The sequence below is a fragment of the Streptomyces sp. NPDC046985 genome (assembly GCF_040644415.1).
GTDB lineage: Bacteria > Actinomycetota > Actinomycetes > Streptomycetales > Streptomycetaceae > Streptomyces.
In genome coordinates this window covers 101,991-124,248 of record NZ_JBEYWK010000022.1, presented here as the reverse complement: position 1 = coordinate 124,248, position 22,258 = coordinate 101,991, and the positions used below count along the sequence as shown (strand labels likewise).

The 22,258-nt window shown below is 71.6% G+C and carries 20 protein-coding genes; 14 read left to right on the top strand and 6 right to left on the bottom strand.

Annotation, left to right across the window (positions count from 1 at the left end; all coding sequences use genetic code 11):
• Window positions 1–24: 24 nt before the first annotated feature.
• The 3 genes from cofD to ABZ861_RS26130 all read left to right on the top strand — a co-directional run bounded on the left by cofD (window position 25) and on the right by ABZ861_RS26130 (window position 3,538).
• Window positions 25–984, top strand: a complete 960-nt coding sequence (gene cofD / locus ABZ861_RS26140; protein ID WP_361634627.1) for a 2-phospho-L-lactate transferase — start codon at window positions 25–27, stop codon at window positions 982–984.
• Entirely contained in the window at window positions 981–2,342 is a 1,362-nt protein-coding gene (locus ABZ861_RS26135) for a coenzyme F420-0:L-glutamate ligase (protein ID WP_361634625.1), read from the top strand. The genes cofD and ABZ861_RS26135 overlap by 4 nt, the downstream gene beginning before the upstream one ends.
• 194 nt (window positions 2,343–2,536) lie before the next feature.
• A complete protein-coding gene (locus tag ABZ861_RS26130; RefSeq protein ID WP_361634622.1) occupies window positions 2,537–3,538 on the top strand; it encodes a DNA-3-methyladenine glycosylase 2 family protein in 1,002 nt (333 codons plus the stop codon).
• A 256-nt stretch (window positions 3,539–3,794) separates the two neighbouring features.
• Here the strand turns inward: ABZ861_RS26130 and ABZ861_RS26125 are convergent, their stop codons facing one another.
• Entirely contained in the window at window positions 3,795–4,877 is a 1,083-nt protein-coding gene (locus ABZ861_RS26125; RefSeq protein WP_361634620.1) for an NDP-sugar synthase, read from the bottom strand.
• A gap of 124 nt (window positions 4,878–5,001) precedes the next feature.
• Window positions 5,002–6,411 (bottom strand): peptidoglycan recognition protein, encoded by a 1,410-nt coding sequence (locus ABZ861_RS26120; RefSeq protein WP_361634617.1) that lies wholly within the window; start codon window positions 6,409–6,411, stop codon window positions 5,002–5,004.
• 147 nt (window positions 6,412–6,558) lie between these two features.
• Between ABZ861_RS26120 and ABZ861_RS26115 the strand changes: the two genes are divergently transcribed.
• From ABZ861_RS26115 to ABZ861_RS26105, 3 genes are all read left to right on the top strand, one after another.
• Window positions 6,559–7,314 (top strand): TIGR03089 family protein, encoded by a 756-nt coding sequence (locus tag ABZ861_RS26115; RefSeq protein WP_361634614.1) that lies wholly within the window; start codon window positions 6,559–6,561, stop codon window positions 7,312–7,314.
• A 566-nt stretch (window positions 7,315–7,880) separates the two neighbouring features.
• On the top strand, window positions 7,881–9,656 hold the full coding sequence (locus ABZ861_RS26110) for an LCP family protein (protein WP_361634611.1): 1,776 nt from the start codon (window positions 7,881–7,883) through the stop codon (window positions 9,654–9,656).
• An 88-nt stretch (window positions 9,657–9,744) separates the two neighbouring features.
• Window positions 9,745–11,442, top strand: coding sequence for an LCP family protein (locus tag ABZ861_RS26105; RefSeq protein ID WP_361634609.1), 1,698 nt, complete (start codon window positions 9,745–9,747; stop codon window positions 11,440–11,442).
• Between the two features lie 177 nt (window positions 11,443–11,619).
• On the opposite strand, the gene ABZ861_RS26100 is transcribed toward ABZ861_RS26105, so the two are convergent.
• Complete coding sequence (locus tag ABZ861_RS26100) at window positions 11,620–12,648, bottom strand: glycosyltransferase family 2 protein (RefSeq protein ID WP_361634606.1); 1,029 nt, start codon at window positions 12,646–12,648, stop codon at window positions 11,620–11,622.
• Window positions 12,649–12,776: 128 nt separating this feature from the next.
• Between ABZ861_RS26100 and ABZ861_RS26095 the strand changes: the two genes are divergently transcribed.
• The gene (locus tag ABZ861_RS26095) at window positions 12,777–14,354 is read left to right on the top strand and encodes an LCP family protein (RefSeq protein WP_361634604.1); all 1,578 of its coding nucleotides are present in this window, start codon (window positions 12,777–12,779) and stop codon (window positions 14,352–14,354) included.
• A gap of 213 nt (window positions 14,355–14,567) precedes the next feature.
• On the opposite strand, the gene ABZ861_RS26090 is transcribed toward ABZ861_RS26095, so the two are convergent.
• Entirely contained in the window at window positions 14,568–15,125 is a 558-nt protein-coding gene (locus ABZ861_RS26090; RefSeq protein ID WP_361634601.1) for an acyl-CoA thioesterase, read from the bottom strand.
• A 130-nt stretch (window positions 15,126–15,255) separates the two neighbouring features.
• On the opposite strand from ABZ861_RS26090, the gene ABZ861_RS26085 reads away from it, so the two are divergent.
• Window positions 15,256–16,575, top strand: coding sequence for an LCP family protein (locus ABZ861_RS26085; protein WP_361634598.1), 1,320 nt, complete (start codon window positions 15,256–15,258; stop codon window positions 16,573–16,575).
• A 72-nt stretch (window positions 16,576–16,647) separates the two neighbouring features.
• Here ABZ861_RS26085 and ABZ861_RS26080 read toward each other — a convergent pair whose 3' ends face one another.
• Window positions 16,648–17,016, bottom strand: a complete 369-nt coding sequence (locus ABZ861_RS26080; RefSeq protein WP_361634595.1) for a four-helix bundle copper-binding protein — start codon at window positions 17,014–17,016, stop codon at window positions 16,648–16,650.
• A gap of 379 nt (window positions 17,017–17,395) precedes the next feature.
• Here ABZ861_RS26080 and ABZ861_RS26075 point away from each other — a divergent pair, with 379 nt between their 5' ends.
• From ABZ861_RS26075 to ABZ861_RS26055, 5 genes are all read left to right on the top strand, one after another.
• Window positions 17,396–17,599, top strand: coding sequence for a hypothetical protein (locus ABZ861_RS26075; RefSeq protein WP_361634685.1), 204 nt, complete (start codon window positions 17,396–17,398; stop codon window positions 17,597–17,599).
• On the top strand, window positions 17,580–18,116 hold the full coding sequence (locus ABZ861_RS26070) for a DUF6879 family protein (protein WP_361634592.1): 537 nt from the start codon (window positions 17,580–17,582) through the stop codon (window positions 18,114–18,116). The genes ABZ861_RS26075 and ABZ861_RS26070 overlap by 20 nt, the downstream gene beginning before the upstream one ends.
• Window positions 18,085–18,957 carry a helix-turn-helix transcriptional regulator gene (locus ABZ861_RS26065; RefSeq protein WP_361634589.1) on the top strand — a complete coding sequence of 291 codons (873 nt, stop codon included), beginning with the start codon at window positions 18,085–18,087 and terminating at the stop codon, window positions 18,955–18,957. The genes ABZ861_RS26070 and ABZ861_RS26065 overlap by 32 nt, the downstream gene beginning before the upstream one ends.
• Before the next feature lie 254 nt (window positions 18,958–19,211).
• Window positions 19,212–19,445, top strand: a complete 234-nt coding sequence (locus ABZ861_RS26060) for a DUF397 domain-containing protein (RefSeq protein ID WP_361634586.1) — start codon at window positions 19,212–19,214, stop codon at window positions 19,443–19,445.
• Window positions 19,446–19,537: 92 nt separating this feature from the next.
• Window positions 19,538–20,005 carry a hypothetical protein gene (locus ABZ861_RS26055; protein WP_361634583.1) on the top strand — a complete coding sequence of 156 codons (468 nt, stop codon included), beginning with the start codon at window positions 19,538–19,540 and terminating at the stop codon, window positions 20,003–20,005.
• A 269-nt stretch (window positions 20,006–20,274) separates the two neighbouring features.
• On the opposite strand, the gene ABZ861_RS26050 is transcribed toward ABZ861_RS26055, so the two are convergent.
• Window positions 20,275–20,808 carry a hypothetical protein gene (locus ABZ861_RS26050; protein WP_361634580.1) on the bottom strand — a complete coding sequence of 178 codons (534 nt, stop codon included), beginning with the start codon at window positions 20,806–20,808 and terminating at the stop codon, window positions 20,275–20,277.
• 181 nt (window positions 20,809–20,989) lie between these two features.
• On the opposite strand from ABZ861_RS26050, the gene ABZ861_RS26045 reads away from it, so the two are divergent.
• The gene (locus tag ABZ861_RS26045) at window positions 20,990–22,141 is read left to right on the top strand and encodes a helix-turn-helix transcriptional regulator (RefSeq protein WP_361634577.1); all 1,152 of its coding nucleotides are present in this window, start codon (window positions 20,990–20,992) and stop codon (window positions 22,139–22,141) included.
• Window positions 22,142–22,258 lie beyond the last annotated feature (117 nt).

Here is a 22,258-nt window from a genome sequence, read left to right as displayed (position 1 = left end):
GACCGGCCTGCCAGACTTGGGCCCATGCGGATTGTGGTTCTGGCAGGCGGCATCGGCGGCGCCCGGTTCCTGCGCGGTCTGAAGCGGGCGGCGCCGGACGCCGACGTCACCGTCATCGGCAACACCGGCGACGACATTCACCTGTTCGGGCTGAAGGTGTGCCCGGACCTGGACACGGTGATGTACACGCTCGGCGGCGGCATCGACGAGGAGCAGGGGTGGGGCAGGTCGCAGGAGACCTTCCACCTCAAGGAGGAGCTGGCGGCCTACGGCGTCGGACCGGACTGGTTCGGGCTCGGCGACCGCGACTTCGCCACGCACATCGTGCGCACCCAGATGCTGGGCGCCGGGTTCCCGCTCAGCGCGGTGACCGAGGCGCTGTGCGACCGGTGGAAGCCCGGCGTGCGGCTGATCCCGATGACCGACGACCGCGTGGAGACCCATGTGGCGGTCGAGGTCGACGGCGAGCGCAAGGCGGTGCACTTCCAGGAGTACTGGGTGCGGCTGCGGGCGTCGGTCCCCGCCGAGGCGGTCGTGCCGGTCGGCGCGGAGCGGGCCAAGCCCGCGCCGGGCGTGCTGGAGGCCGTCGCCGAGGCGGACGCGATCCTCTTCCCGCCGTCCAATCCGGTCGTCTCCGTCGGGACCATCCTGGCGGTGCCCGGCATCAGGGAGGCCATCGCCGACGCCGGGGTTCCGGTGGTCGGCCTGTCCCCCATCGTCGGGGACGCGCCGGTGCGCGGGATGGCCGACAAGGTGCTCGCCGCGGTGGGCGTGGAGTCCACGGCGGCCGCGGTGGCCGAGCACTACGGCTCGGGGCTGCTCGACGGCTGGCTGGTGGACACGGTGGACGCCGCCTCGGTGGACCGGGTCGAGTCGGCCGGGATCCGGTGCCGCGCGGTGCCGCTGATGATGACCGACGTCGACGCCGCCGCGCAGATGGCGCGCGAGGCGCTGGCGCTCGCCGAGGAGGTGCGGGGAGCGTGAGCGGACGACCGCCCGCGGGCACGCCGGGTGACGCGCCGCCGGACCGGTACGGCGACGGCCTCGCCCCCGGCTACCGGGTCTGGGCCCTGGACGGGATCCCCGAGGTCGTCTCCGGGGACGACCTGGCCAAGCTGATCGCCGCCGCCGAGCCGGGACTGGCCGAGGGGGACGTGCTGCTCGTCACCTCGAAGATCGTCTCCAAGGCGGAGGGCCGGATCGTCGAGGCGGCAGACCGGGAGGCCGCGATCGACGCCGAGACCGTGCGGGTGGTGGCCCGGCGCGGAGCGCTGCGCATCGTGGAGAACCGGCAGGGGCTGGTCATGGCGGCGGCCGGCGTCGACGCCTCCAACACGCCCGCCGGCACCGTGCTGCTGCTGCCCGAGGACCCCGACGCCTCCGCGCGGGCGATCCGCGACGGACTGCGCGACGCCCTCGGCGTCGAGGTCGCGGTGGTCGTCACCGACACCTTCGGCCGCCCCTGGCGGGCCGGACTCACCGACGTCGCCGTCGGCGCCGCCGGGCTGCGCGTCCTAGACGACCTGCGCGGCGGCGCCGACGCGCACGGCAACCCGCTCAGCGCCACCGTCGTGGCCGCCGCCGACGAACTGGCCGCCGCGGGCGACCTGGTCAAGGGCAAGGCCGCCGGGCTGCCCGTCGCCGTGGTGCGCGGACTCGGGCGCCTGGCGACCGAGGAGCACGGCGCCGGCGCGCGGGCCCTGGTGCGCGACGCCCGCGACGACATGTTCCGGCTGGGCGCCTCCGAGGCCGTACGGGAGGCGGTGACCCAGCGGCGCACCGTGCGGTCCTTCACCGCCGAGCCGGTCGACCCCGGCGCGGTGCGGCGGGCGGTGGCCGCGGCCGTGACCGCGCCGGCCCCGCACCACACCACGCCCTGGCGGTTCGTGCTGCTGGAGTCGCGGGAGTCGCGCACGCGGCTGCTCGACGCGATGCGGGACGCCTGGATCGCGGACCTGCGCCGCGACGGCAAGAGCGAGGAGTCGATCGCCCGGCGGGTCCGCCGCGGCGACGTGCTGCGCGACGCCCCGTATCTGGCGGTGCCGTGCCTGGTCATGGACGGCTCGCACACCTACGGCGACGCGCGGCGCGACGGCGCCGAGCGGGAGATGTTCGTGGTCGCCGCCGGCGCCGGGGTGCAGAACTTCCTGGTCGCGCTGGCCGGGGAGCGGCTCGGCTCGGCGTGGGTGTCCTCGACGATGTTCTGCCGGGAGGTCGTGCGCGAGGTGCTGGCGCTGCCGGACGACTGGGACCCGATGGGCGCGGTGGCGGTCGGCCACCCCGCGGGACCGCCCGCGCCGCGGCCGGCGCGGGACGCGGCGGCGTTCGTCGAGGTGCGGTGAGGTGAGGTGAGGTGAGGTGAGGTGAGGTGAGTCCGCGCGGTTCGCCAGGCGACCGCATACGCTCGTAGGGCGCTCCTCTCTCCTTTACTTCTGCTTACTCGCCCTATCTCCCCCTATCTCTCCCCTTTTCCCGCATTCCGGTTTCCCTGTATTCCGGCGCCCCGGCGCTTCCGGCAGTTCCTGGGATATTCCTCGTGGCAGGACGTTTCGCTCCGCGACCCACCCGCACCACCGTGCGCGGCGGGGACGTCCGCGTGCCCGCGGGCGTGCCGCGGCAGGCCGCCGGGCCCGGTCTGAGCCGCGACTGGGTCCCGGACGGCCCGCTGAACCTGGGACTGGTGCTCGGGCCGCTGCGGCGCGGGGCGGGCGATCCGACCTTCCGCGCGACGCCCGACGGCTCGGTGTGGCGTGCCTGCCTCACCCCGCTGGGGCCCGGCACGCTGCGCGTCTTCGCGCGCGGCGGGCAGGTGTGCGGCCAGTCCTGGGGGCCGGGGGCCGAGTGGCTGCTGGAGCGGCTGCCCGACCTGCTCGGGGCCGCTGACGACCCGTCGCGCTTCGAGCCGCGGCACCGGCTGCTCGCGCTGACCCGGCACCGGCGCCCGGGGCTGCGGCTGACCCGGACGGGACTGGTGCTGGAGTCGCTGATCCCCTCGATTCTGGAGCAGAAGGTCACCACGGTCGAGGCGTACGCGGCCTGGCGGAGCCTGGTGCGCGGGTTCGGGGAGCCGGCGCCGGGCCCGACGCCCGTACGGCTGCACGTCCCGCCGGGACCGAGAGCCTGGGCGCTGATCCCGTCGTGGGAGTGGCGCCGGGCCGGGGTCGACGACAAGCGGGCGTCCACGGTGCTGCGTGCGGCGCGGGTCGCCGCGCGGCTGGAGGAGACGGCGCTGATGCTCCCGGCGGCGGCGCGGGAGCGGCTGGAGCTGGTCTCCGGGATCGGCCCCTGGACGTCGGCCGAGACCGTGCAGCGCAGCCACGGGGACCCGGACGCGGTGACGGTCGGGGACCTGCACCTGCCGGGGATCGTGGGCTACGCGCTGGCCGGGAACCGGGACGCCGACGACACGGAGATGCTGCGGCTGCTGGAGCCCTACGCGGGCCAGCGGCACCGGGCGGCGCGGCTGATCCTGCTGAGCGGGCGGATCCCGGAGCGGCGCGGCCCGCGGATGCCCCGGGGCGACATCGGACGCCTGTGACGCCTGGCCGGGACCGGCGACCGTAGCGAGTCCTCGCAGAGGCCGGGCTTCGGCGGGCGAGCGGCGTCCCGCAGGCGCCGGGCTTCGCGGGCGAGCGACGTCCCGCAGGTGCCAGACTTCGGCAGGCGGGCGGTGTCCCGCAGGCGCAGGGCATCCCGCAGGCACCGGGCTTCGACGAGCGAACGGCGTCCCGCAGGCGCCGGGCTCGGCGGCCGGGGCGCGGCCCGCTGGGTGTCGCGCCCCCGTCCCCGCGCGGTCACTGGTCGGAGGAGAACCTCACCGCGCCCGCCGGGATCAGCGCGTCGCACCACACCCGCACGCCGTCGCGCAGCTCGTTGTCGGCGCCGACCGTCGCGCCGTCGCCGACGACCGCGCCGGACAGCACGGAGCGGGCGCCGATCCGCGCCCGGACGCCGATCAGCGAGTCGGTGACGACCGCGCCGGGCTCGATGACGGCGCCGGGCAGCAGCGTGCTGCCGGACACCCGCGCGCCCTCGGCGACGAACGCGCCCTCGCCGACCACCGTGCCGCCGGTCAGCTTGGCGTCCGCGGCGACGACGGCGGTGGGCAGCACCAGGCGGTCGCCGCAGCGGCCCGGCACGGCCGGGGACGGGGCGCGCCCCGTCACCAGGTCCGCCGAGCCGCGCACGAAGGCGGCCGGGGTGCCCAGGTCCAGCCAGTAGGTGGAGTCGACCATGCCGTGCAGGTGGGCGCCGGCGGACAGCAGGTCCGGGAAGGTCTCGCGCTCCACGGAGACCGGGCGGCCCTGCGGGATGGCGTCGATGACCGAGCGACGGAAGACGTACGCCCCCGCGTTGATCTGGTCGGTGACGATCTCCTCCGGGGTCTGCGGCTTCTCCAGGAAGGCCAGCACCCGCCCGGCGCCGTCGGTGGGCACCAGGCCATACGCCCGGGGGTCGGCCACCCTCGTCAGGTGCAGCGAGACGTCCGCGCCGCTGTCCTCGTGGGCGCGCACCAGCGCCCGGATGTCCAGCCCGGTCAGGATGTCGCCGTTGAAGACGAGCACCGGGTCGTCGGCGCCGGAGCACAGCCGGGTGGCGACGTTGCGCAGGGCGCCGCCGGTGCCCAGGGGCTCCTCCTCGGTCACGTACTCCAGGTGGAGTCCGAGCGCGGAGCCGTCGCCGAAGTACGGCTCGAAGACCTCGGCCAGATAGGACGTGGCGAGCACGATGTGCTCGACGCCCGCCGCTCTCGCCCGCGCCAGTTGGTGCGTGAGGAACGGCACCCCGGCCGCCGGCACCATGGGCTTGGGAGTGTGCACCGTGAGCGGACGCAGCCGGGTGCCCTTGCCGCCGACCAGGAGGATCGCTTCTTTCACCTGTCGTCTCTGCTTCCTGCCGGGACCGGCCGATCTGTCCTTCGGCCGGCCAGTGTGTGCAGCCCGGTCCAGCGCCGCGCCGTTCCGTGCGGCCGTGCCGGCTCCGCTGTCGACGGCTCCGCCGTCAACGGCCCTGGAGTCGCGCGGCGGCGGAGCGGATCGTGCCGAGCCTGGCGTAGAGCTGCCATCCGGGGCAGGTGGTGGCGAAGCCGTCCCGGTGGCCGGAGATCACGTTCAGGCGCGCGCTCGTCCCTTGCGGGTAAAGGTTGCCACCGGCCGACGTCAGATAGGTCGTGCCGCGCGGGTCCACGCCGTACAGACCCAGCTTCCAGGCGGTCAGCCGCTCGACGGCCTTCAGCGCGGCCGAGGCGGGCCTGGTCTCGTCGAAGCTGCCGATCACGGCGACGCCCGTGCTGTCGGTGTTGAAGCCCAGGGTGTGGGCGCCCATCACCGGCTTGGCCACCCCGCCGGCGCGGCCCTCGTAGATCTTGCCGCACTTGTCGACCAGGAAGTTGTAGCCGATGTCGCGCCAGCCCATGCTCTTGACGTGGTAGCGGTAGATGCCGCGGATGATCGAGGCGGACTCCGCGCAGCGGTAGTTGTTGCCGGTGGCGGTGTGGTGGACGAAGACCGCCTTCACCGTGTCGGTGTAGGCGAAGTCCGGTTCGCGCAGCGACTCGTCGGCGCCCCAGCCGCTGCGGGTGACGATGCTCGGGCGCGGTCCGACGTACGGGTTGCGGCGCTGGTGCTCCGTCAGATAGCGGCCGCGCAGCGCGAGCATCTCGTGCTCGGTGTCCTGGCGGTTCAGCGCCGGGATCACGGTGGCGCCCTGCGGGACGAGTTCGGCGTTGGCGGCGGAGGCGGCCCACGCCGCCTCGCTCGCGTCACCGGTGCGCCCCTGCCCGGTGCGCCCCTGCCCGGTCCGTCCCTGTCCGGCCGGCGCTCCGGCGGCCGGCGCGGACTCCGAACCGGGGTCGACGAGTTCCAGGCGCAGCCCGGAGGGCAGCGGGGCGGCCCGGCGGCCGGTCTCCGCGCGGACGCGTACGTCCACGCCGTCCGAGTCGCCCACCCACAGCGGTGCGGTGGCGCCGCGGACGCGTCCGGCGGCGCGTTCGGCGGTGCCGGGGTCCGCTCCGTGGTCGGCGTTGTGGGTGTCGACGTCCTGCCAGGCCGACCAGCGGCCGGTGGCGACGGAGCGGGTGCGGGCCTGCACCTGGCCGCGCAGTTCGGTCCCGGGGTCGTGCCACACGACGCCGAGCAGGGAGAAGCGCCGTACGTGCGACCGGTGCAGGCCCTGTGCGAAGCGCGGGCCGGCCTTCCGGCGGTGGCCGTGGCTCCGGGCGGCCGGGGCGAGGGGGACGAGGGGAAGCGACTGGGTGCTGCCGGGGACGGCCGCCTGCTCCGGAGCCGCCGGTGCGGCCGCCGCCGGGCTCGCCGGCGCCGGCGCCGCGACCGCTGAGGGGGCCGGGGCGAGGACGAGGGACGCGGCGCCGGCGAGGCCGATCGCGGACGCGAGGAATCCGTGTCGAGGCATGCCCCCGATCTTGGACATAGTCAGACATTCATGTCTATAACAGAACTGACGAGTCGTCGAATCTGTGGGCCGCACCGGCGATCGGCCACCGGTTCGGCCCAAGGGCGCCTCCGGTGGGGGCGTGCGGCGCCGCGTACGCTGGTGCGGGTGAACGCCACCGAACGCACCCCAGCCGACCTGCTGCGTTCCGCGCTCGCCGCGGACCCCGGACGCCCCCTGGTGACCTTCTACGACGACGCCACGGGCGAGCGCGTCGAACTGTCCGTCGCCACCTTCGCCAACTGGGTGACCAAGACCGCCAACCTGCTCCAGGGCGACCTCGCCGCCGGGCCCGGCGACCGGGTCGCGCTGCTGCTGCCGGCGCACTGGCAGACGGCGGTGTGGCTGCTGGCGTGCGCGTCGGTGGGCGTGGTCGCGGACGTCGGCGGACCGGCGGCGGCGGCCGACGTCGTGGTGAGCGGGCCGGACGCGCTCGCCGAGGCCCGCGCCTGCTCCGGGGAGCGGGTGGCGCTGGCGCTCAGGCCGCTGGGCGGCCGGTTCCCGCAGCCACCGGAGGGCTTCCTCGACTACGCCGTCGAGGTTCCGGGGCAGGCGGACGCGTTCGCCCCGTTCGCGCCCGTGGACCCCGAGGCCCCGGCGCTGATCGTGGCCGGCGCGGAGTACACGGCGGCGGAGACGGTCGAGCGGGCCCGGCGGGACGCCCCGGAGCTGAATCTGACGGGGCCCGGCGCCCGGCTGCTGTCGGGGCTGCCGTACGGCACCTGGGAGGGGCTGAGCGCGGGACTGTACGCGCCGCTCGCCGCCGGGGGCTCGGTCGTGCTGTGCCGCGGCCTGGACCGGCTGGACGGGGACGCGCTGGCCCGGCGCATCGAGGCCGAACGGGTCACGGCGACCGCCCGCTGACCGGAGCGCCCGCGCAGCCGGGCCCGACGCCCCGCGGACGGGCCCAGACGTCGCGTGACCAGGCCCCGACGCCGTACGGCCGGGCCCCGACACCCGCGGCCAGCCCTGACGCCGTACGGCCGGACCCCGACGGCTCCCCGTCCGGCCTCTTCGCCGAGCCGCCGGAGGGCCCTTCACCGGCCCCGGATTCCGGGCGCCGGTCCGTGCGCGTACGCAACCGTCCGATGACGCTGCGTAGGTTCCCGGCGGCGTTCCGGAGTCCGGCGGACCGGCCGCGGCCCCCGTGAGACCGTCGTCGGCCGCCCCGGCGCCACGGCCTCACGGGACTCCTCCGGGTAAAGCCGCGGCCAAAGCCGTCCCGTCCTCAAAGGATATGGGCGGATTGCCCGGTTGTAGGGACGTGCGATGCGTCACCGGCGTCGCTCAATCCTCAACAAGGCGGATAGTGTGAGCGATCCGGTGCTGCCGACCGCGAGGTCACCCTGGGGTCGAGCACTGTGTGAACCAGACTTGAGCGCCTTTGAGGGGGGAGGCGCCGCGTGGCCCCGACGGAGGATCGGACAACCGTGGACGCGCAAGGCCGTGGGCGGGCGGACGACATCGACCCCGCAGACCAATGGGTGCTCAACCCGAACACCGGCGAATACGAACTGCGACTGGGCGCTTCCTCTGCGCAGTCGCAGGTGCCCGGCCCGCGCAGGGCCACCTCGCACGGCACGGGCAGCGGCCCGCCCCCCGGCGGCCGTCGCGCCGACGCGCCGGAGCGCCCGTCCTCGCGGCAGCAGTCGCGGGAGACGGCCGCGCCGGGCGGCGCGGTCCCCGGGCAGCGCCGCCGCAGGAACGCGCCGCCGGAGGCGCCGCCGCCCGGCCGCCGGGGACGCCGTCCGGAGAAGAAGAAGTCGAAGACCAAGAAGATCCTGGCGTGGACCGGCGGCGTCCTCGCGCTCGTTCTGGTGGGCGCCGGCACGGCGGGCTACCTGGTCCTTCAGCACCTTGAGGGCAACGTCACCACCACCGACGTGGGCAGCGCGGCCAAGAACGGCTTCAGCAAGGACGAAGCGTTCAACATATTGATCATCGGCACCGACAAGCGGACCGGCAAGGGCAACGAGGGCTACGGCGACAAGGGCAGCGTGGGCCACGCCGACACCAACATCCTGCTGCACGTCTCCAAGGACCGGACGAACGCCACCGCGTTGAGCATCCCCCGCGACCTGATCGTGAACGTGCCGGACTGCCCCACCAAGCAGCCCGACGGCACCACGAAGGTCATCCCGGGCACGCCCGACACGCGCTTCAACACCAGCCTCGGCCAGGACGGCCGTGACCCCGGCTGCACCATGCGCACGGTCAAGGAAGTCACCGGCGTCGCGCCCGACCACTTCATGATGGCCGACTTCAACGCGGTGAAGACGCTGTCGACGGCCGTGGGCGGCGTCGAGGTGTGCCTCAAGCACGCGGTGCACGACAAGGAGTCGCACCTGTCGCTGCCCGCCGGCTCCTCCAAGATCGAGGGCGAGCAGGCGCTGGCGTTCGTGCGCACCCGGCACAGCTTCGGCAACCACGGCGACCTGGACCGCATCAAGGTGCAGCAGCAGTTCCTCAGCTCGCTGATGCGCAAGATGTCCTCCGGCGACACCCTCACCGACCCGGCCAAGCTCTACGACCTCGCCGACGCCGCCACCAAGGCGCTGACGGTCGACCAGGGCATAAGCAAGGTGAGCACGCTCAAGGACATGGCCCTGGAGCTGAAGAAGGTGCCGACGAAGAACATCACCTTCCTCACCACGCCGGTGCTCGACAACCCGGAGGACGGCGTCGTGCACAAGACGGTCATCGTCAACCCGAGCGCCGCGCCCCAGGTCTTCGACGCCATCCGCGGCGACGTCTCCTTCACCGCGGTGAAGAAGAAGCAGCAGGCGCAGAAGGACGCCGAGGCGGCCCGGCTGAAGGGCCCCCAGTCCGCGGCCTCCGACGTGCGGGTGCGGATCCTCAACGGCGGGGCGCCGGCCGGCTCCGCGCAGGAGACGCTGAGCTGGATGCAGAACACCGAGGGCGTCACCAAGTCGGAGAACGCGGGCAACGCGCCGCGGACCCTGGACAAGACCACGCTTGAATACGCGCCGGACCAGGCGGACCAGGCCCGTAAGCTCGCCGCGCTGATGGGACTGCCCGGCGCCGCGCTCAAGCCGGGCCAGAGCGTGTCCAACTCCCAGGGGCTGCCCGCCATGACGCTGACGCTGGGCGCGGACTTCAAGGGCGCGGGCGTCTCGGTCACCGCTCCAGCTAAGGCCCCGGACGTGGTCAAGTCCACGGCTGACAAGGTTCAGTGCGCCGGTTGAGCCGACAGTGCGACCGAACGGGCCTGCCCTGCGTCTCACAAGGCGCAGGGCAGGCCCGTGCGACGGGACAGGGTGGGAGGATGGGGATTTGACGCAGAGCGATCTGCGCGGGGAGGGGGCGGCCGTCGGAAACACGGCGCCGTCGACCGCGCACGGCAGAAGCACCTCGGGCGGCAGGAGCGCGTCGGGCGGCAGAGGCGCGTCGGGCGGCCGGGGCCGTCGCGGCCAAGGGGGCCGCGGCCCGGAGGCGGGCGGCCGCGGGCGGCGCGGCGGCGGGGGCAGACGTCCCAGGAGACGCGTGCTGCGCTGGTCGGCGACGCTGCTCGCGGTGGTCATAATCGGCGCGGCCGGCGCCGGATACCTCTACCTACAGCACCTGAACGGCAACATACGCAAAGGCGAGCGCAGCAGCGGCGACTCGAAGGCGTTGCAGTCACAGCCGAACGCGGCCGGCCAGAAGCCGGTGAACATCCTGCTGATCGGGTCCGACAGCCGCAACTCCGACGCGGACGTGGCGCTGGGCGGCAGCCGGGCGAACCGCGGCGACCCGCCGCTGGGCGACGTGCAGATGCTCATCCACCTGTCGGCGGACCGCCAGAGCGCCGCCGTGGTGAGCATCCCCCGCGACACCCGCGTCGACATCCCCAAGTGCACCGACCCGAAGACCGGCACGGTCTATCCGCCCACCAACGACATCATCAACGTGTCGCTGGCCCGGGGCGGCGCCGGCTGCACCCTCGCCACCTGGCAGAACCTCACCGGCGTCTTCATCGACCACTGGATGACGATCGACTTCGCGGGCGTGGTGAAGATGGCGGACGCCATCGGCGGCGTCGAGGTCTGCACGAAGCAGAACGTGTGGGACCGCCCGCTGCCCACCGCTTCGGGCGGCTCCGGTCTGAAGCTGAAGGCGGGCACGACCAAGGTGCAGGGCAAGCAGGCCCTGCAGTGGCTGCGCACCCGGCACGCCTGGGGCAGCGACCTGCTGCGCGCCAGGGCTCAGCACATGTACCTGAACTCGATGATCCGCACCCTCAAGAGCCAGAGCGTCTTCACCGACACCGGCCGCCTGATGGACCTGGCCGAGGCGGCCACCCGCTCGCTCCAGGTCTCCGAGGAGATCGGCACCGTCAAGAAGCTCTACGACCTGGCGATGCAGCTCAAGACCGTCCCGACCGACCGCATCACCATGACGACGATGCCCAACGTCCAGGACCCGCGGAACAGCGACCACGTCGTGCCGGACGGCGCCAACGCCCAGAAGATGTGGAAGATGGTCCGCGACGACGTGGCCTTCGACGCCCACGGACGGCCGTCCGCCGGTTCCGGCGCCGACGAGGGCCCGAAGCCCTCCGCCGACCCCGCCGATCCGGCCGACCAGATCGGCGTCGCGGTGCGCAACGGCACCGGGACGTCCGCGCTGGCCCCGGTGCCGCACCGGGCGAGCGCGATCAGCCGGGAACTCGTGGGCAAGGGCTTCGCCAGGGCGTCCGCCGACGCCTCGCAGACGGCCGCCGCCGCCGAGACCGTCGTCCGCTACCCGAGCGCGGAGCTGAAGGCCGACGCCGAGCGGGTGGCCACGGCGCTCGGCATCCCCGCGGGCTCGGTGGAGAAGTCGACCGACGTCACCGGCGTGACGGTGGTCGTGGGCGCGGACTGGCGCACGGGCACGTCCTACCCGAAGCAGCAGGCGCCGAAGGCGGGCGACATCCCGGAGAACTCCGACGCCATCAACGGCGCCGACGCCGGCCAGTGCATGGACGTGTACGCGCCCTACCGCTGGTAGCGCGGCAGCCGTCCGGACGGACCGTTCCCGCCGCGGCCGTCGGGACGGACTGTTCCCGCCGCGGCCGTCCGGACGGACCGGCCCCGCCGCGGCCGTCCGGACGGACCCGCCCTACGCGAAGGGCTCCTCCCGCTGGGGGGAGGAGCCCTTCGGACGTGCGGACGCGCCGCGCGGCGGTCAGCCGGCGGCGACGACCGCCGGCCGCCGCGAGGCGATGACCCGGCGGGCCAGCGACTTCGGGCTGGTGAGGAAGCCCCAGCCCCACGACATGTGCATGGTGGCCAGGGCGAGCGGTATGCGCAGCCGCGCCTGCGGCGGCAGTCCCCGGCCGGCCGGGACCGACCCGGCGACGATCGCCGCCAGGTAGCCGCCCGGCGCCACGAAGCCCCACGGGCTAAGGACCGCGCCCACCGCGATCCCGGCCGCGATGGCGCACACGGCGGCCGGCGGGGCGAGGTAGCGCAGGTTGATCGAGCCCTCGTGGTAGCGGGCGACGACGTGCCGCCAGCGGCCGTAGTCCTTGTACTGCCGGGCCAGCGCCCGCACGGTCGGGCGGGGGCGGTAGGAGACCCGCAACCGCGGCGAGAACCAGATCAGGCCGCCCGCCTCGCGGATGCGGAAGTTCAGCTCCCAGTCCTGGGCGCGGACGAACTCCTCGTTGTAGCCGCCCTGTCGCTCCAGCGCGTCCCGGCGGAAGACCCCGAGGTAGACCGTCTCGGCCGGGCCCGCCTCGCCGCCCGTGTGGAAGGCGGCGTTGCCCACGCCGATCTTCGACGTCATCGCGGCGGCGACGGCGCGCTCCCAGTCGTTCTCGCCCTCGGCGTGCATGACGCCGCCCACGTTCTGCGCGCCGGTCTCCTCCAGCAGCCGTACCGCGGTGGCGATGTAGTCCGGCGAGAGCATCCCGTGGCCGTCGACGCGGACCACCACCGGATGGCGGGACGCCTTGATGGCGGCGTTCAGCGCGGCGGGGGTGCGGCCGGAGGGGTTCGGGACCGTGTGCACGCGCGGGTGGTCGCGGACGAGTGCGGCGGCGATCTCGTCCGTCCGGTCCGCGGACGGCCCCAGGGCGATCACCACCTCCGTCTCGCCGTCGTACTCCTGCGCGAGGATCGCTTCCACGGCTCCGCGCAGATGCCGCTCCTCGTTGAGGACGGGCATGATCACAGATACGGCGGGGAGCCGCACGTCGGGCTTGGCGTTCATCGGTGCTCACGTTACCGCTAACGGGCGACACCGTTGCGCGCCGCGGGGAGCGGTGCACCGGTGCGCAGATCGTATGGCCCTACGGTGCTCACGGTGTCCACCCACGCCATATGCGGAGGTGTCCCCCCATGTCCACCACGCAGCCCCGGTCGCCCCGGGCCGCCGTGCAGTCCCGGTCCGGGCCGCGGCGGCCGGCCCCGCCGCCCCGGCGGACCCGTATGCCGAACGCGCCCGTGCCCCGCCGCAGACCGCGCTGGGCCATGCGGGCGGCGACCACGCTGTCGGTGGTGGTGCTCGCCTCGGCGGGGATCGGCCACGCGGTGGTCTCCAGCCTGGACGCCGGCATCACCCGGATCGACCCCTTCAAGGACATGAAGAACCGGCCGCCGCGGGGCCACGGCATGAACGTGCTGCTGGTCGGCACCGACGGCCGGGACAAGATCACCGAGCAGGAGCGGCGCCAGTACCGGCTGGGCGGCGAGCCCTGCCACTGCACCGACACCATGATGATCGTCCACCTGTCGGAGGACCGGGAGCGGGCCAGTGTGATCAGCCTGCCCCGGGACTCCTACGCCGAGCTGCCCCCGCACGTCGACCAGAACTCCGGCCGGCGGCACGGCCCGCACCCGGTCAAGCTGAACGCGGCCTACGCCGAGGGCGGCCCCAGCCTCACCGTGCGCGTGGTCGAGAACATGACCCGGCTGAAGATCGACCACTATCTGGAGGTGGACTTCACCGCCTTCATGCGCACCGTGGACGTGCTCCACGGCGTACGGATCTGCACCGCCCAGCCGTTGAAGGACTCCTACACCGGCCTGGACCTGGCGGCCGGCACGCACACCCTCGACGGCGGGCAGGCGCTCCAGTACGTGCGCTCCCGGCACGTGGACGGGGCGAGCGACTTCGGCCGGATGAAGCGCCAGCAGCGTTTCCTGGCCGCGCTGATCGCGCGCGCGACCTCCTCCGGGGTGCTGCTGAACCCGATGGAGTTCCGGGACGTCACCCAGGCCGTGCTGGGCTCGGTCCGGGCCGACCAGGGCTTCCACACCGACGAGCTGCTGGACCTGGGGCGGGCGATGCGCTCCTTCTCGCCCTCCTCCTCGGAGTTCGCCACCGTGCCGGTCGCGCAGGCCGACTTCCCCGTCAAGGGGATCGGGTCGACGGTCAAGTGGGACCAGGCCGGGGCGGAGCAGCTCTTCCAGGCGCTGCGCGACGACCGTGCGCTGTCGGCGCGGACACCGTCGGCGCGTACGCCGTCGCCGGGGACGCTCTCGCCGGGCACGCCATCGCCGAGCACGTCATCGCCGGGCACGCCGTCGCCGCGCTCCGCTCCGGCCGCCCCCGTGGAGGTGTCCCCGCGGGACATCCGGGTGCGGGTGGAGAACGGCACCGGCACGGCCGGGCTCGGCCGCCGGGCGAACGCGGCCCTGGCCTCGGCCGGGTTCGTCGCCGCCGTGGCGCCGGTGGACGCCAAGGAGCGGGACGTGCGCCGGACCGTGGTGCTCTACGACCCCCGCTGGGACCGCTCGGCGAGGTCGCTGGCCGCGGCGCTGCCGGGCAGCGAGCTGCGGGCGGCGCCGGGGCAGGGCCCCACGCTCCGGGTGATCGTGGGCCGCGACTACCGCACGGTGCAGGCGGTCCGGTCGGACGAGCCGGGCCAGAACACCGCCCAGGTGGTGCGGGGCGACGAGGTCCAGTGCGGGTGAGTTCCGGCGGGCGGCCGCTTGCGGGGGGCGGCGCCTGCGGGGGCGGCGCTGGCGCCGGGCGACTTAAGGGCCTCCGGGCGACTGAGGGCGTCCGGGTGGATCAGGCGTCTTGCGCCGATCCACTGAGGGCCTATGGACAGGTCAGGGGGGCCTGCGCCGGTCCGCTGAGGGCATCCAGTCGCCCCAGTCGCGCGTCGGGCCGGGCCGGTCCGCTCAGAGTTCGAAGCCGTCCGCCGCCCGCTGCTCCCGCAGCTCCTTGATGGCGCGGCGGCGGGCCAGGCGGTGGGTGCGGCGGATCTGGGCCTCCTGGCTGCGGCGCTCGTCCCGTCCGGTCTCGGGCAGCACCGGCGGCACCAGGCGCGGCTTGCCCTCGGCGTCCACGGCCGTGAAGACCAGGTAGGCGGAACCGACATGGGTGGGCGGGGCGGACTCGTTCCAGCGCTCGGCAAGGACCCGGACGCCCACCTCCATCGAGGTCCGGCCGGTCCAGTTGACCTGGGCCTTCACATGCACCAAGTCGCCGACGCGAACCGGTTCGAGGAACGCCATCTCGTCCATGGAGGCGGTGACGGCGGGACCGCCGCTGTGCCGCCCGGCCACCGCGCCCGCCGCGTCGTCGACCAGCTTCATGATCACCCCGCCGTGCACGGACCCCAGCAGGTTGGTGTCGTTGTGGGTCATGATGTGGCTGAGCGTGGTCCGGGACGCCGAGGTCGGCTTGCCCGGGATGTCGTCGGCGCCGGGCGCCGCGACCGGGGGCTGGTCTGTCATGGCCTCCACCCTAAACGGAGGCGACTTCCCGGCCTTTCCCGGCCTTTTTGTGTCAGCTTCGCAACAGGCAGGCCCTGATTTCCCGACGCCCCTTGTCGGGCGGGCGGGCGGCCCCTGCACACTGGGGCGCATGAATGAATGGCCCGAGGGGGGGTCCGACGGCGACCGCGGACCCCGGTACGGACGTGGCAGCGCCGACGCGCAGCCGGAGGGCGCGCGCGTGATGCGCCAGGTGCGGCGCGGCGGCGGCCCGGCGGCGCCGCCCGCTCGGGGCGGCGGCCCCGGCGGCCAGGGCGCCGCGGCGCCGCCGTACAGCGGAGTCCCCCGGCAGCCGTCCTATGTGGACGGCGGGGCCGACGAGGGCTACGACAGCGGCTACAACACCGGCCAGGTCTACGGCCGGCCGGCGGGCGGCGGTCCCGGCGGGCCGGGCGGCCCCGGCGAGGGCGCCGGGCGCGGCCCGCGGCCCGCGGCGAACTGGGGCCGGCGGATCAAGTGGACGGCGATCACCGTGGTCGTCCTGGTGGCGGCCGCCTCGATAGGCACCTACTTCTGGGCCGACTCCAAGCTGCACCGCGACGTCGACCTGAGCAAGGTCATCGACCGGCCGGCCGGCGGCGAGGGCACGAACTACCTGATCGTCGGATCCGACAGCCGGGACGGGTTGTCCGCCGCGGACAAGAAGAAGCTGCACACCGGCTCCGCCGAGGGCAAGCGCACGGACTCGATGATGATCCTGCACGTCGGCGACAACGGCGACACGCTGGTCTCCCTGCCGCGCGACTCCGACGTGGAGATACCGTCGTACAAGGGCGCCGAGTCGGGCAAGACGTACCCGGGCACGGGGCGGCACACCAAGCTCAATGCCGCGTACGCGGAGGACGGGCCGACGCTGCTGGTGCGCACCGTCGAGTACAACACCGGCCTGCACATCGACCACTACGCGGAGATCGGCTTCGCCGGGTTCGCGGACATCGTGGACGCGGTCGGCGGTGTGCAGATGACCATCGACCAGCCGTTCAAGGACAAGTGGTCGGGCGCCGACTTCAAGGCGGGCCCGCAGACGCTGAACGGCGAGCAGGCGCTGGCCTTCGTCCGCACCCGGCACGCCTTCGCCGCCTCGGACCTCCAGCGCACCAAGAACCAGCAGAAGTTCCTGTCGGCCCTGGCCCACCAGGTGGCCACCCCGTCGACCGTGCTGAACCCGTTCAAGCTCTACCCCACGATGGGCGCGGGCCTGGACTCCCTGGTCGTCGACAAGGACATGAGCCTGTGGGACCTGGCCTCCATGTTCTGGGCGATGAAGGGCGTCAACGGCGGTGACGGCGCCTCCCTGAACATGCCGGTCTCCGGCTCCACGGGCGGCAACCTCGTCTGGGACAAGAGCAAGGTCAAGACGCTGGTGGACGAGCTGAAGAACGACCAGAAGGTGACCGTCTCCGGCAACTGACCGGACGGCGGCGCAGCAGCGGGGGCCTCGCGGCGCGCGACCGCGGGCCCCCGCCCCCGTCTCAGGGGGACGTCACATCCGGGTGCCCGCCATCTTGCGGCACATCTCCGCACAGCGGCGACACGCCTCCGCGCAGCGCGTCATCGTCTGGTCGTCGGGCAGGGACATACACGCCTCGGCGCACATGTCGCAGGCCTTGGCGCACATCGCGCACATCTCGGCCGACAGCGGCGAGCGCCGCATCATCATGTCCGCGCACATGCGGGTCATCTCCGAGCAGTCCATGAGGGCGCGCATGATCTGCATCTGCGCCTGGCCGCCCATCTGGAGGCAGGAGCTCATGGCCTCCTCGCAGACGGTGTGGCAGCTCATGCAGGCGTTGACGCACTCCTGCATCTCCCGGCTCATGGCGGTCATGGATCCGGGCTGGGTGTGGGTCATGGCTTCCTCCAGGGGAACGAGAGGGGAGGGCCGCGGGCAGACCGGCGGCCTCGTGCCCTTCCGTCGTACGCCGCCCGCCCCCCACCCGCCATCCGGCGCAAACCGACACGACCTGGGCCGTTCAGGTGAGCCCGCGCCCCGGCTCCCCGGCACCTCCACATGATCGGCGACAGGGGTCGTGCGGCCTGGCGACCGGTCATGCACAGTGCGCCTGACCGGCCCTCTTCTTCCCTGCTCAGGCAGTCTGGACTGACGCCTAGCGCTTACGGGGCTATGCGACTTCGTGACTAGCCGGTGGACCACCCTTGCCGGACGGGCGTCACGGTTCGTAGTTTGCTCAACACGCAGACCGAAGGGGGTCTCAGTGGAGGAACTGCGGGTGATCGCGGGCGGGCCGTGCGGGAGCGGCGACGACGACAAGTGCGGGAACGGAGACTGCCCCACCGTGTACGCCACCCGGGAACCGGGCATGTTGGCCGTCCAGGGCTACGACGTGACCCACCCGACGCCGGAAGGCGAGTCAGTCGTGCTGATCCCGGAAGACGTCCTCAAGGAGGCTGCGCGTGCCCGCGGATGGCTCTAGCCCCGTTCTGCTGGACGGCGACGAGTGGCAGGCGTGCTTCCGTGAGGTCAAGCGCTCCGCGTTCCGGCTGGAAGTGCACCAGACCTACACCATGCCCGCGGAGGCTAAGGCGGTCCGCGACTTCCTCGCAGGGGCGTCGCTGCCAGAGGGGTTCAACGCGCCATGGCACCAGACGGTGCGCGAGCACACGGCGGCCGGTCGGGCGATGACCCGAGCCAAGATCGTGTGTCGGCCGCTCACGCCGTACAGCCGCTACCTGTTCGAGTGGTGCATCCCCGGAAATGTCGCGGCCGGTGAGGACTACCGCATAGTCGATGTGACAGAGCGGCCGAACCCCGGACTTCCTGAGCAGGATTTCTGGCTTTTCGACGAATCGACCGTGGTTCATCTCAACTACCGTCCCGACGGAACGCAGATCAATCGGGAACTGATCCAGGACCGGGACATCAGTACGTATCTCGCGTGGCGGGATCTCGCGCTAGAAAATGCCGTGCCGTTCAGTGCCTATCGAACCTGAGACGCAAGCACGGGAGCGGAAGGATTTGGCGGAGGCCCTTCGAGGTCTCCGTCGCGCTTCCGGTCTCAGTGGCGAACGTCTGGCGCTGCGCTGCAACATGAGCCAAACGAAGATCAGCCGCATTGAGACCGGCCGCGCTCTGCCAACGGTCATCGACGTCGAGCGCATTCTCAGGGCGCTCGCTGTTCCTGACGAGGTGGCCGGCGAACTTCTTGGACTGGCGCGCCGAGCCAATGTGGCCTACGCGTCCTGGCGGGCTTACGCACGCGTGGGCCTGTATCACAAGCAGGCCGAGCTAAGGTCCCTTGAGTCTTCCTCGCGGGTGATGCGGCACTTCCTCCCAGCGATCCCCACCGGCCTGCTGCACGTGCGCGAGTACGCCTTCGAGACTCTTTCGCCCACGGTGACCGGTGACCCGGCCAGGGACGTCGCACGGGCCGTGCAGGCGCGCATGGACCGTCAGGCCATCCTGGACGACACATCGCGCTCATTCTGGTTCTTGATGACCGAACAGGCCGTCAAGTGGCGACGGGCGAGCAGCGAAGCCATGGCGGCCCAGTGCTCACACATGGCCAAGGTCAACGGGAAACCAAACGTCGAGATCGGGATAGTCCCACAGGGGACGCACGTTCCCGGCACCCCCATGAACATCTTTGTGGTCTACGACGATCTCCTCGTGACCGTCGAGCTGTTCTCCGGTGAAGTCGTGTTGCGTGATCCGCGGGACATAACCCAGCACCTTGACTTGTTCGAACTCTTCTGGTCGCATGCTCTGACCGGTGACGACGCTTCCGCCTTCCTAGAAGAGGCAGCAGACGGCTTTATGCGTCAACGCGACTAGCGCTCCATGCGGGCCCATTGAGGGGTCATCATGGAGTTATGGACAGCGAACGGAAAACCCCGCCGGCGAGGGCGAGCCCGTTGACGGAAGCAGCCCGACCGCACTAGATCGCGAACCGCAGTGAATGTCCGACTGCCCTGTTTCCCTCTCTCATTCGGTCGCCAGAGAGAATGCCGGCTCCCTTTGAACTCCCGCCCGACATGGGCGGCGGCGGTCAGTCATGGCCGTGATCAGTTGAGCAGGAAGGTGCAGAGATGCAGAACGGAATCGACCTTTACGCGCTCGACATCGGCGGGGCCTCCTTCGTGAAGGCGTGCGGGGGAAGCACCCACCCGGACGGCGAGTCGTGCGTGACCCTCGCCCGGATCGGTGACGACGCCTGGGCGCTCGGTGACAGCAAGCGGCCCGACGCGCAGCCGCTGCGATTCACTGCCAAGGAGCTGGGCGCGGTCGGGATCGACCCCGCGCGCTTCGGCCTGAGCGCCTGATCATCAGGTTTCTCAGACCGGCTCCGGTCCGCCCCTGCGCAGGATCGGAGCCGGTTCGTCTTTCGACCGGCACCACGAAACGGGAACGACAGGTGCACCACCACGGCTATTTATGGACCGGTCCGAAAGCGCGTTGCGACCAGGAAGCGCTACGACGGCCCCCGCATCCAGAGCCGCCCCCTGCCGGAAGCAGGCCGGAACTGATTCAGCGGTATCGCGAGGTGGCGGCGGTGTTCCCGACCGTGGACCTGCCGCCCCTGGAAACGGCGTACTGGCTCATCAAGCCTCGTTCCCTCGTTCGTGGCACGTGGGAGGAGGCGAAGGAGGCCGCGTCATGGCTCGGTGAGCGGCTGGTCGAGTACGCGCCTCGGTTCGCGTCGGAGAGGGAACGAGATGCCCCACGCCTGGCTCGGCTGGTGAACGCCGCCGCCGAACGACTGCGCTCGGGTGCTGATTTGTCGTACGGCTTCTACCTGGAACGTCCCTCGTATCTGTCCCTGGCAGTGGTCGGCTGTTCCCCGAATCGCGCGAACGTTGAACTAGCTTGCCCCGTCGCATAGTCGAAGCGACGAAGAAGCCCCGGCCTTGACAGCGGCCGAGGCTTGTTCGGTTGCTAGGGCAGGTTCCTTGCCATCACGATGCGCTGGACCTGGTTCGTGCCCTCGTAGATCTGGGTGCTTTACAGGTCACATCAACCTGACCTGCACGAACACCCCTCCAAGAGGGGTCTTCCTCAGGATTTCCCCATGATCATCTAGGTGCGCGTGCAGGGAGCCCCGCCCATGCGCCACGGGGGATGGACGCACGGACGGGGCCGTCTGGGGGCCGCTCAGGCGGTCAGGGCGGGGTCGAAGTACCCCGGCGTTCGGAACAGGCCCATGAAGGTACCCGGGCCATGTCGTTCATCCAGCCACGTTCCGAGCGTCGTTGCGTCACCGCTGATCATGGCCACGAGAGACCGCACGTGGCACTCGTCCTCCTCTCCGGGGGCGAACTCCTCAAGGAAGTGGCTGTACCGGCGATTGACGCCCGTCTCATAGCCGCTCAGTGCCGCCGCGTACCGGGTCTGTTCTTCGCTGTCCGGCACGTGCGCCACGCGCCCGGCGTCCTCTGTCGTCAGCGTTCCTGTGGCGTCCCGGAACGCGAGCGCGCCGAGGGCGTCTGAGGGTTCCGTCACGCCGAAGCGTTCTGCCGTCTGCCGGGTGAGGGCGCGCGCCTCTCTGTCGCATGCGCCTTCCATGACGATCCCGAGGTTTCGCGTGTGGTGAATTCCCCGCTGGTCGGCAGCCGAATAGGACTGTCCGCTTGTGCGGCGGTAGTTGATTCCGTACTGAGTGCGGACGGGTACCCCGGCCACTTCCACGTATCAAGGGCGCCCCCGTACCCACCGCCGGTCAGTCGCTTGTACTGCTGGCTCCCGGACGTTCGCCCGTCGCGGGGGTCTTCTGTTGGTGCGTCTGCCCACCTAACCGATTCCGCGCATACACGGGGGAGTTGACCAGCGTTGACTACGATGGCGGTCAACAGTCAACGGGAGCTGCACCATGATCGACTTCGGGTCTGAGGTACGGACGGCGCTCAAGGCGCAGGGTAAGAGCCTGCGAGGTGCGGCCAAGGAACTCCATTACGACGTTGCTTATCTGAGTCGGGTACTCAATGGAAAACAAGCTCCGTCTTCCGAGTTGACACAAGCCATTAACGAATATCTCGGCCTGTCCCTGGAAGTAGAGGACAGCAGCACTCACGACGATGAGATGGACGCGTGGGAATTGGCCCGCCGCGCGCAGGCGAGCGATGTGGGCAGTGCCACTCTTGAACGTCTAGAGCGCGCCTTCGACGGTTTGGCAATGGCCTACCCGAAAGCGAAACCAGAAGATTTGCTGAGGCAGGTACGCAAGCACTCTGCTTATGTCGAAAAATTACTTGCCGGCCGCAAGACGCTTTCGCAACATCGTCGGCTGCTGGTCGTCGGGGGATGGTTTTCCTTACTCGGCGCGACAGCCCATATCGACCTCATGCAAGACGACGCCGCTACCGCTCTTCTAGAGACGGCCGCAATGCTTTCCAGGGAGGCCGGGCACCGTGAGATCGAGGCCTGGTGCTATGAGACCGAGGCTTGGCGGGTTCTCACTGACGGGGATTACGTCCAGGCCGTTGACCTCTCCCGAGCCGCACAGGAGACAGCGCCCGCAGGTGGCTCCGCAATCATTCAGGCCACAGCGCAAGAGGGCCGAGCAAGCGCACGGCTGGGCAACGGGAAAGAGACCTACTCGGCCGTTGAACGGGTACAGAGTCTCTCTGCCGCTTTCGACACGCCTGATACACCGGAGCATCATTACCGCTACGACCCCGGAAAGGCTCTGTCCTATACGGCTACGACACTCGCATGGCTCGGGGATTCAGCGGCTGAGCCGTACGCGAGGGAAGTGATTAAGAAACTGAGCCCGAGTGACGATGTGAGCCAGTGGCCTCGGCGCGTCGCTTCCGCGAATATTGATTTGGCTTTGACCCTTCTCAAGGCAGACCGGCTCGACGAAGCATGCGATTCGGTACAGAAAGCCATTCTGTCCGGCAGGGTTGTCCCCTCGAATCATTGGCGTGCCCTGGAAGTCGTCAAGGCCGTTGAAGCTCGAAAACTGCCCGAGAGCGCCGACCTTCGGGAGGCATTCCAGGGTCTCAAGTCGATGGAGAGATAGCGGCGATTCGACATGCTGCCACCTGTCCTCGAGGCTGAGCGGCTGCCGCTTCGCCTTCGGGGAGGTTGCTCCCTCGGCGATGCGGACGGCGTCCTGTATGAACCGATGAACGAGGGT

Coding starts and splice junctions, on each gene's coding strand:
- cofD (WP_361634627.1), top strand. CDS start 25: ATGCGGATTGTGGTTCTGGCAGGCGGCATCGGCGGCGCCCGGTTCCTG.
- ABZ861_RS26120 (WP_361634617.1), bottom strand. CDS start 6,411: ATGCCTCGACACGGATTCCTCGCGTCCGCGATCGGCCTCGCCGGCGCC.
- ABZ861_RS26100 (WP_361634606.1), bottom strand. CDS start 12,648: ATGAACGCCAAGCCCGACGTGCGGCTCCCCGCCGTATCTGTGATCATG.
- ABZ861_RS26095 (WP_361634604.1), top strand. CDS start 12,777: ATGTCCACCACGCAGCCCCGGTCGCCCCGGGCCGCCGTGCAGTCCCGG.
- ABZ861_RS26090 (WP_361634601.1), bottom strand. CDS start 15,125: ATGACAGACCAGCCCCCGGTCGCGGCGCCCGGCGCCGACGACATCCCG.
- ABZ861_RS26085 (WP_361634598.1), top strand. CDS start 15,256: ATGAATGAATGGCCCGAGGGGGGGTCCGACGGCGACCGCGGACCCCGG.
- ABZ861_RS26080 (WP_361634595.1), bottom strand. CDS start 17,016: ATGACCCACACCCAGCCCGGATCCATGACCGCCATGAGCCGGGAGATG.
- ABZ861_RS26065 (WP_361634589.1), top strand. CDS start 18,085: ATGCCGTGCCGTTCAGTGCCTATCGAACCTGAGACGCAAGCACGGGAG.
- ABZ861_RS26060 (WP_361634586.1), top strand. CDS start 19,212: ATGCAGAACGGAATCGACCTTTACGCGCTCGACATCGGCGGGGCCTCC.
- ABZ861_RS26045 (WP_361634577.1), top strand. CDS start 20,990: ATGATCGACTTCGGGTCTGAGGTACGGACGGCGCTCAAGGCGCAGGGT.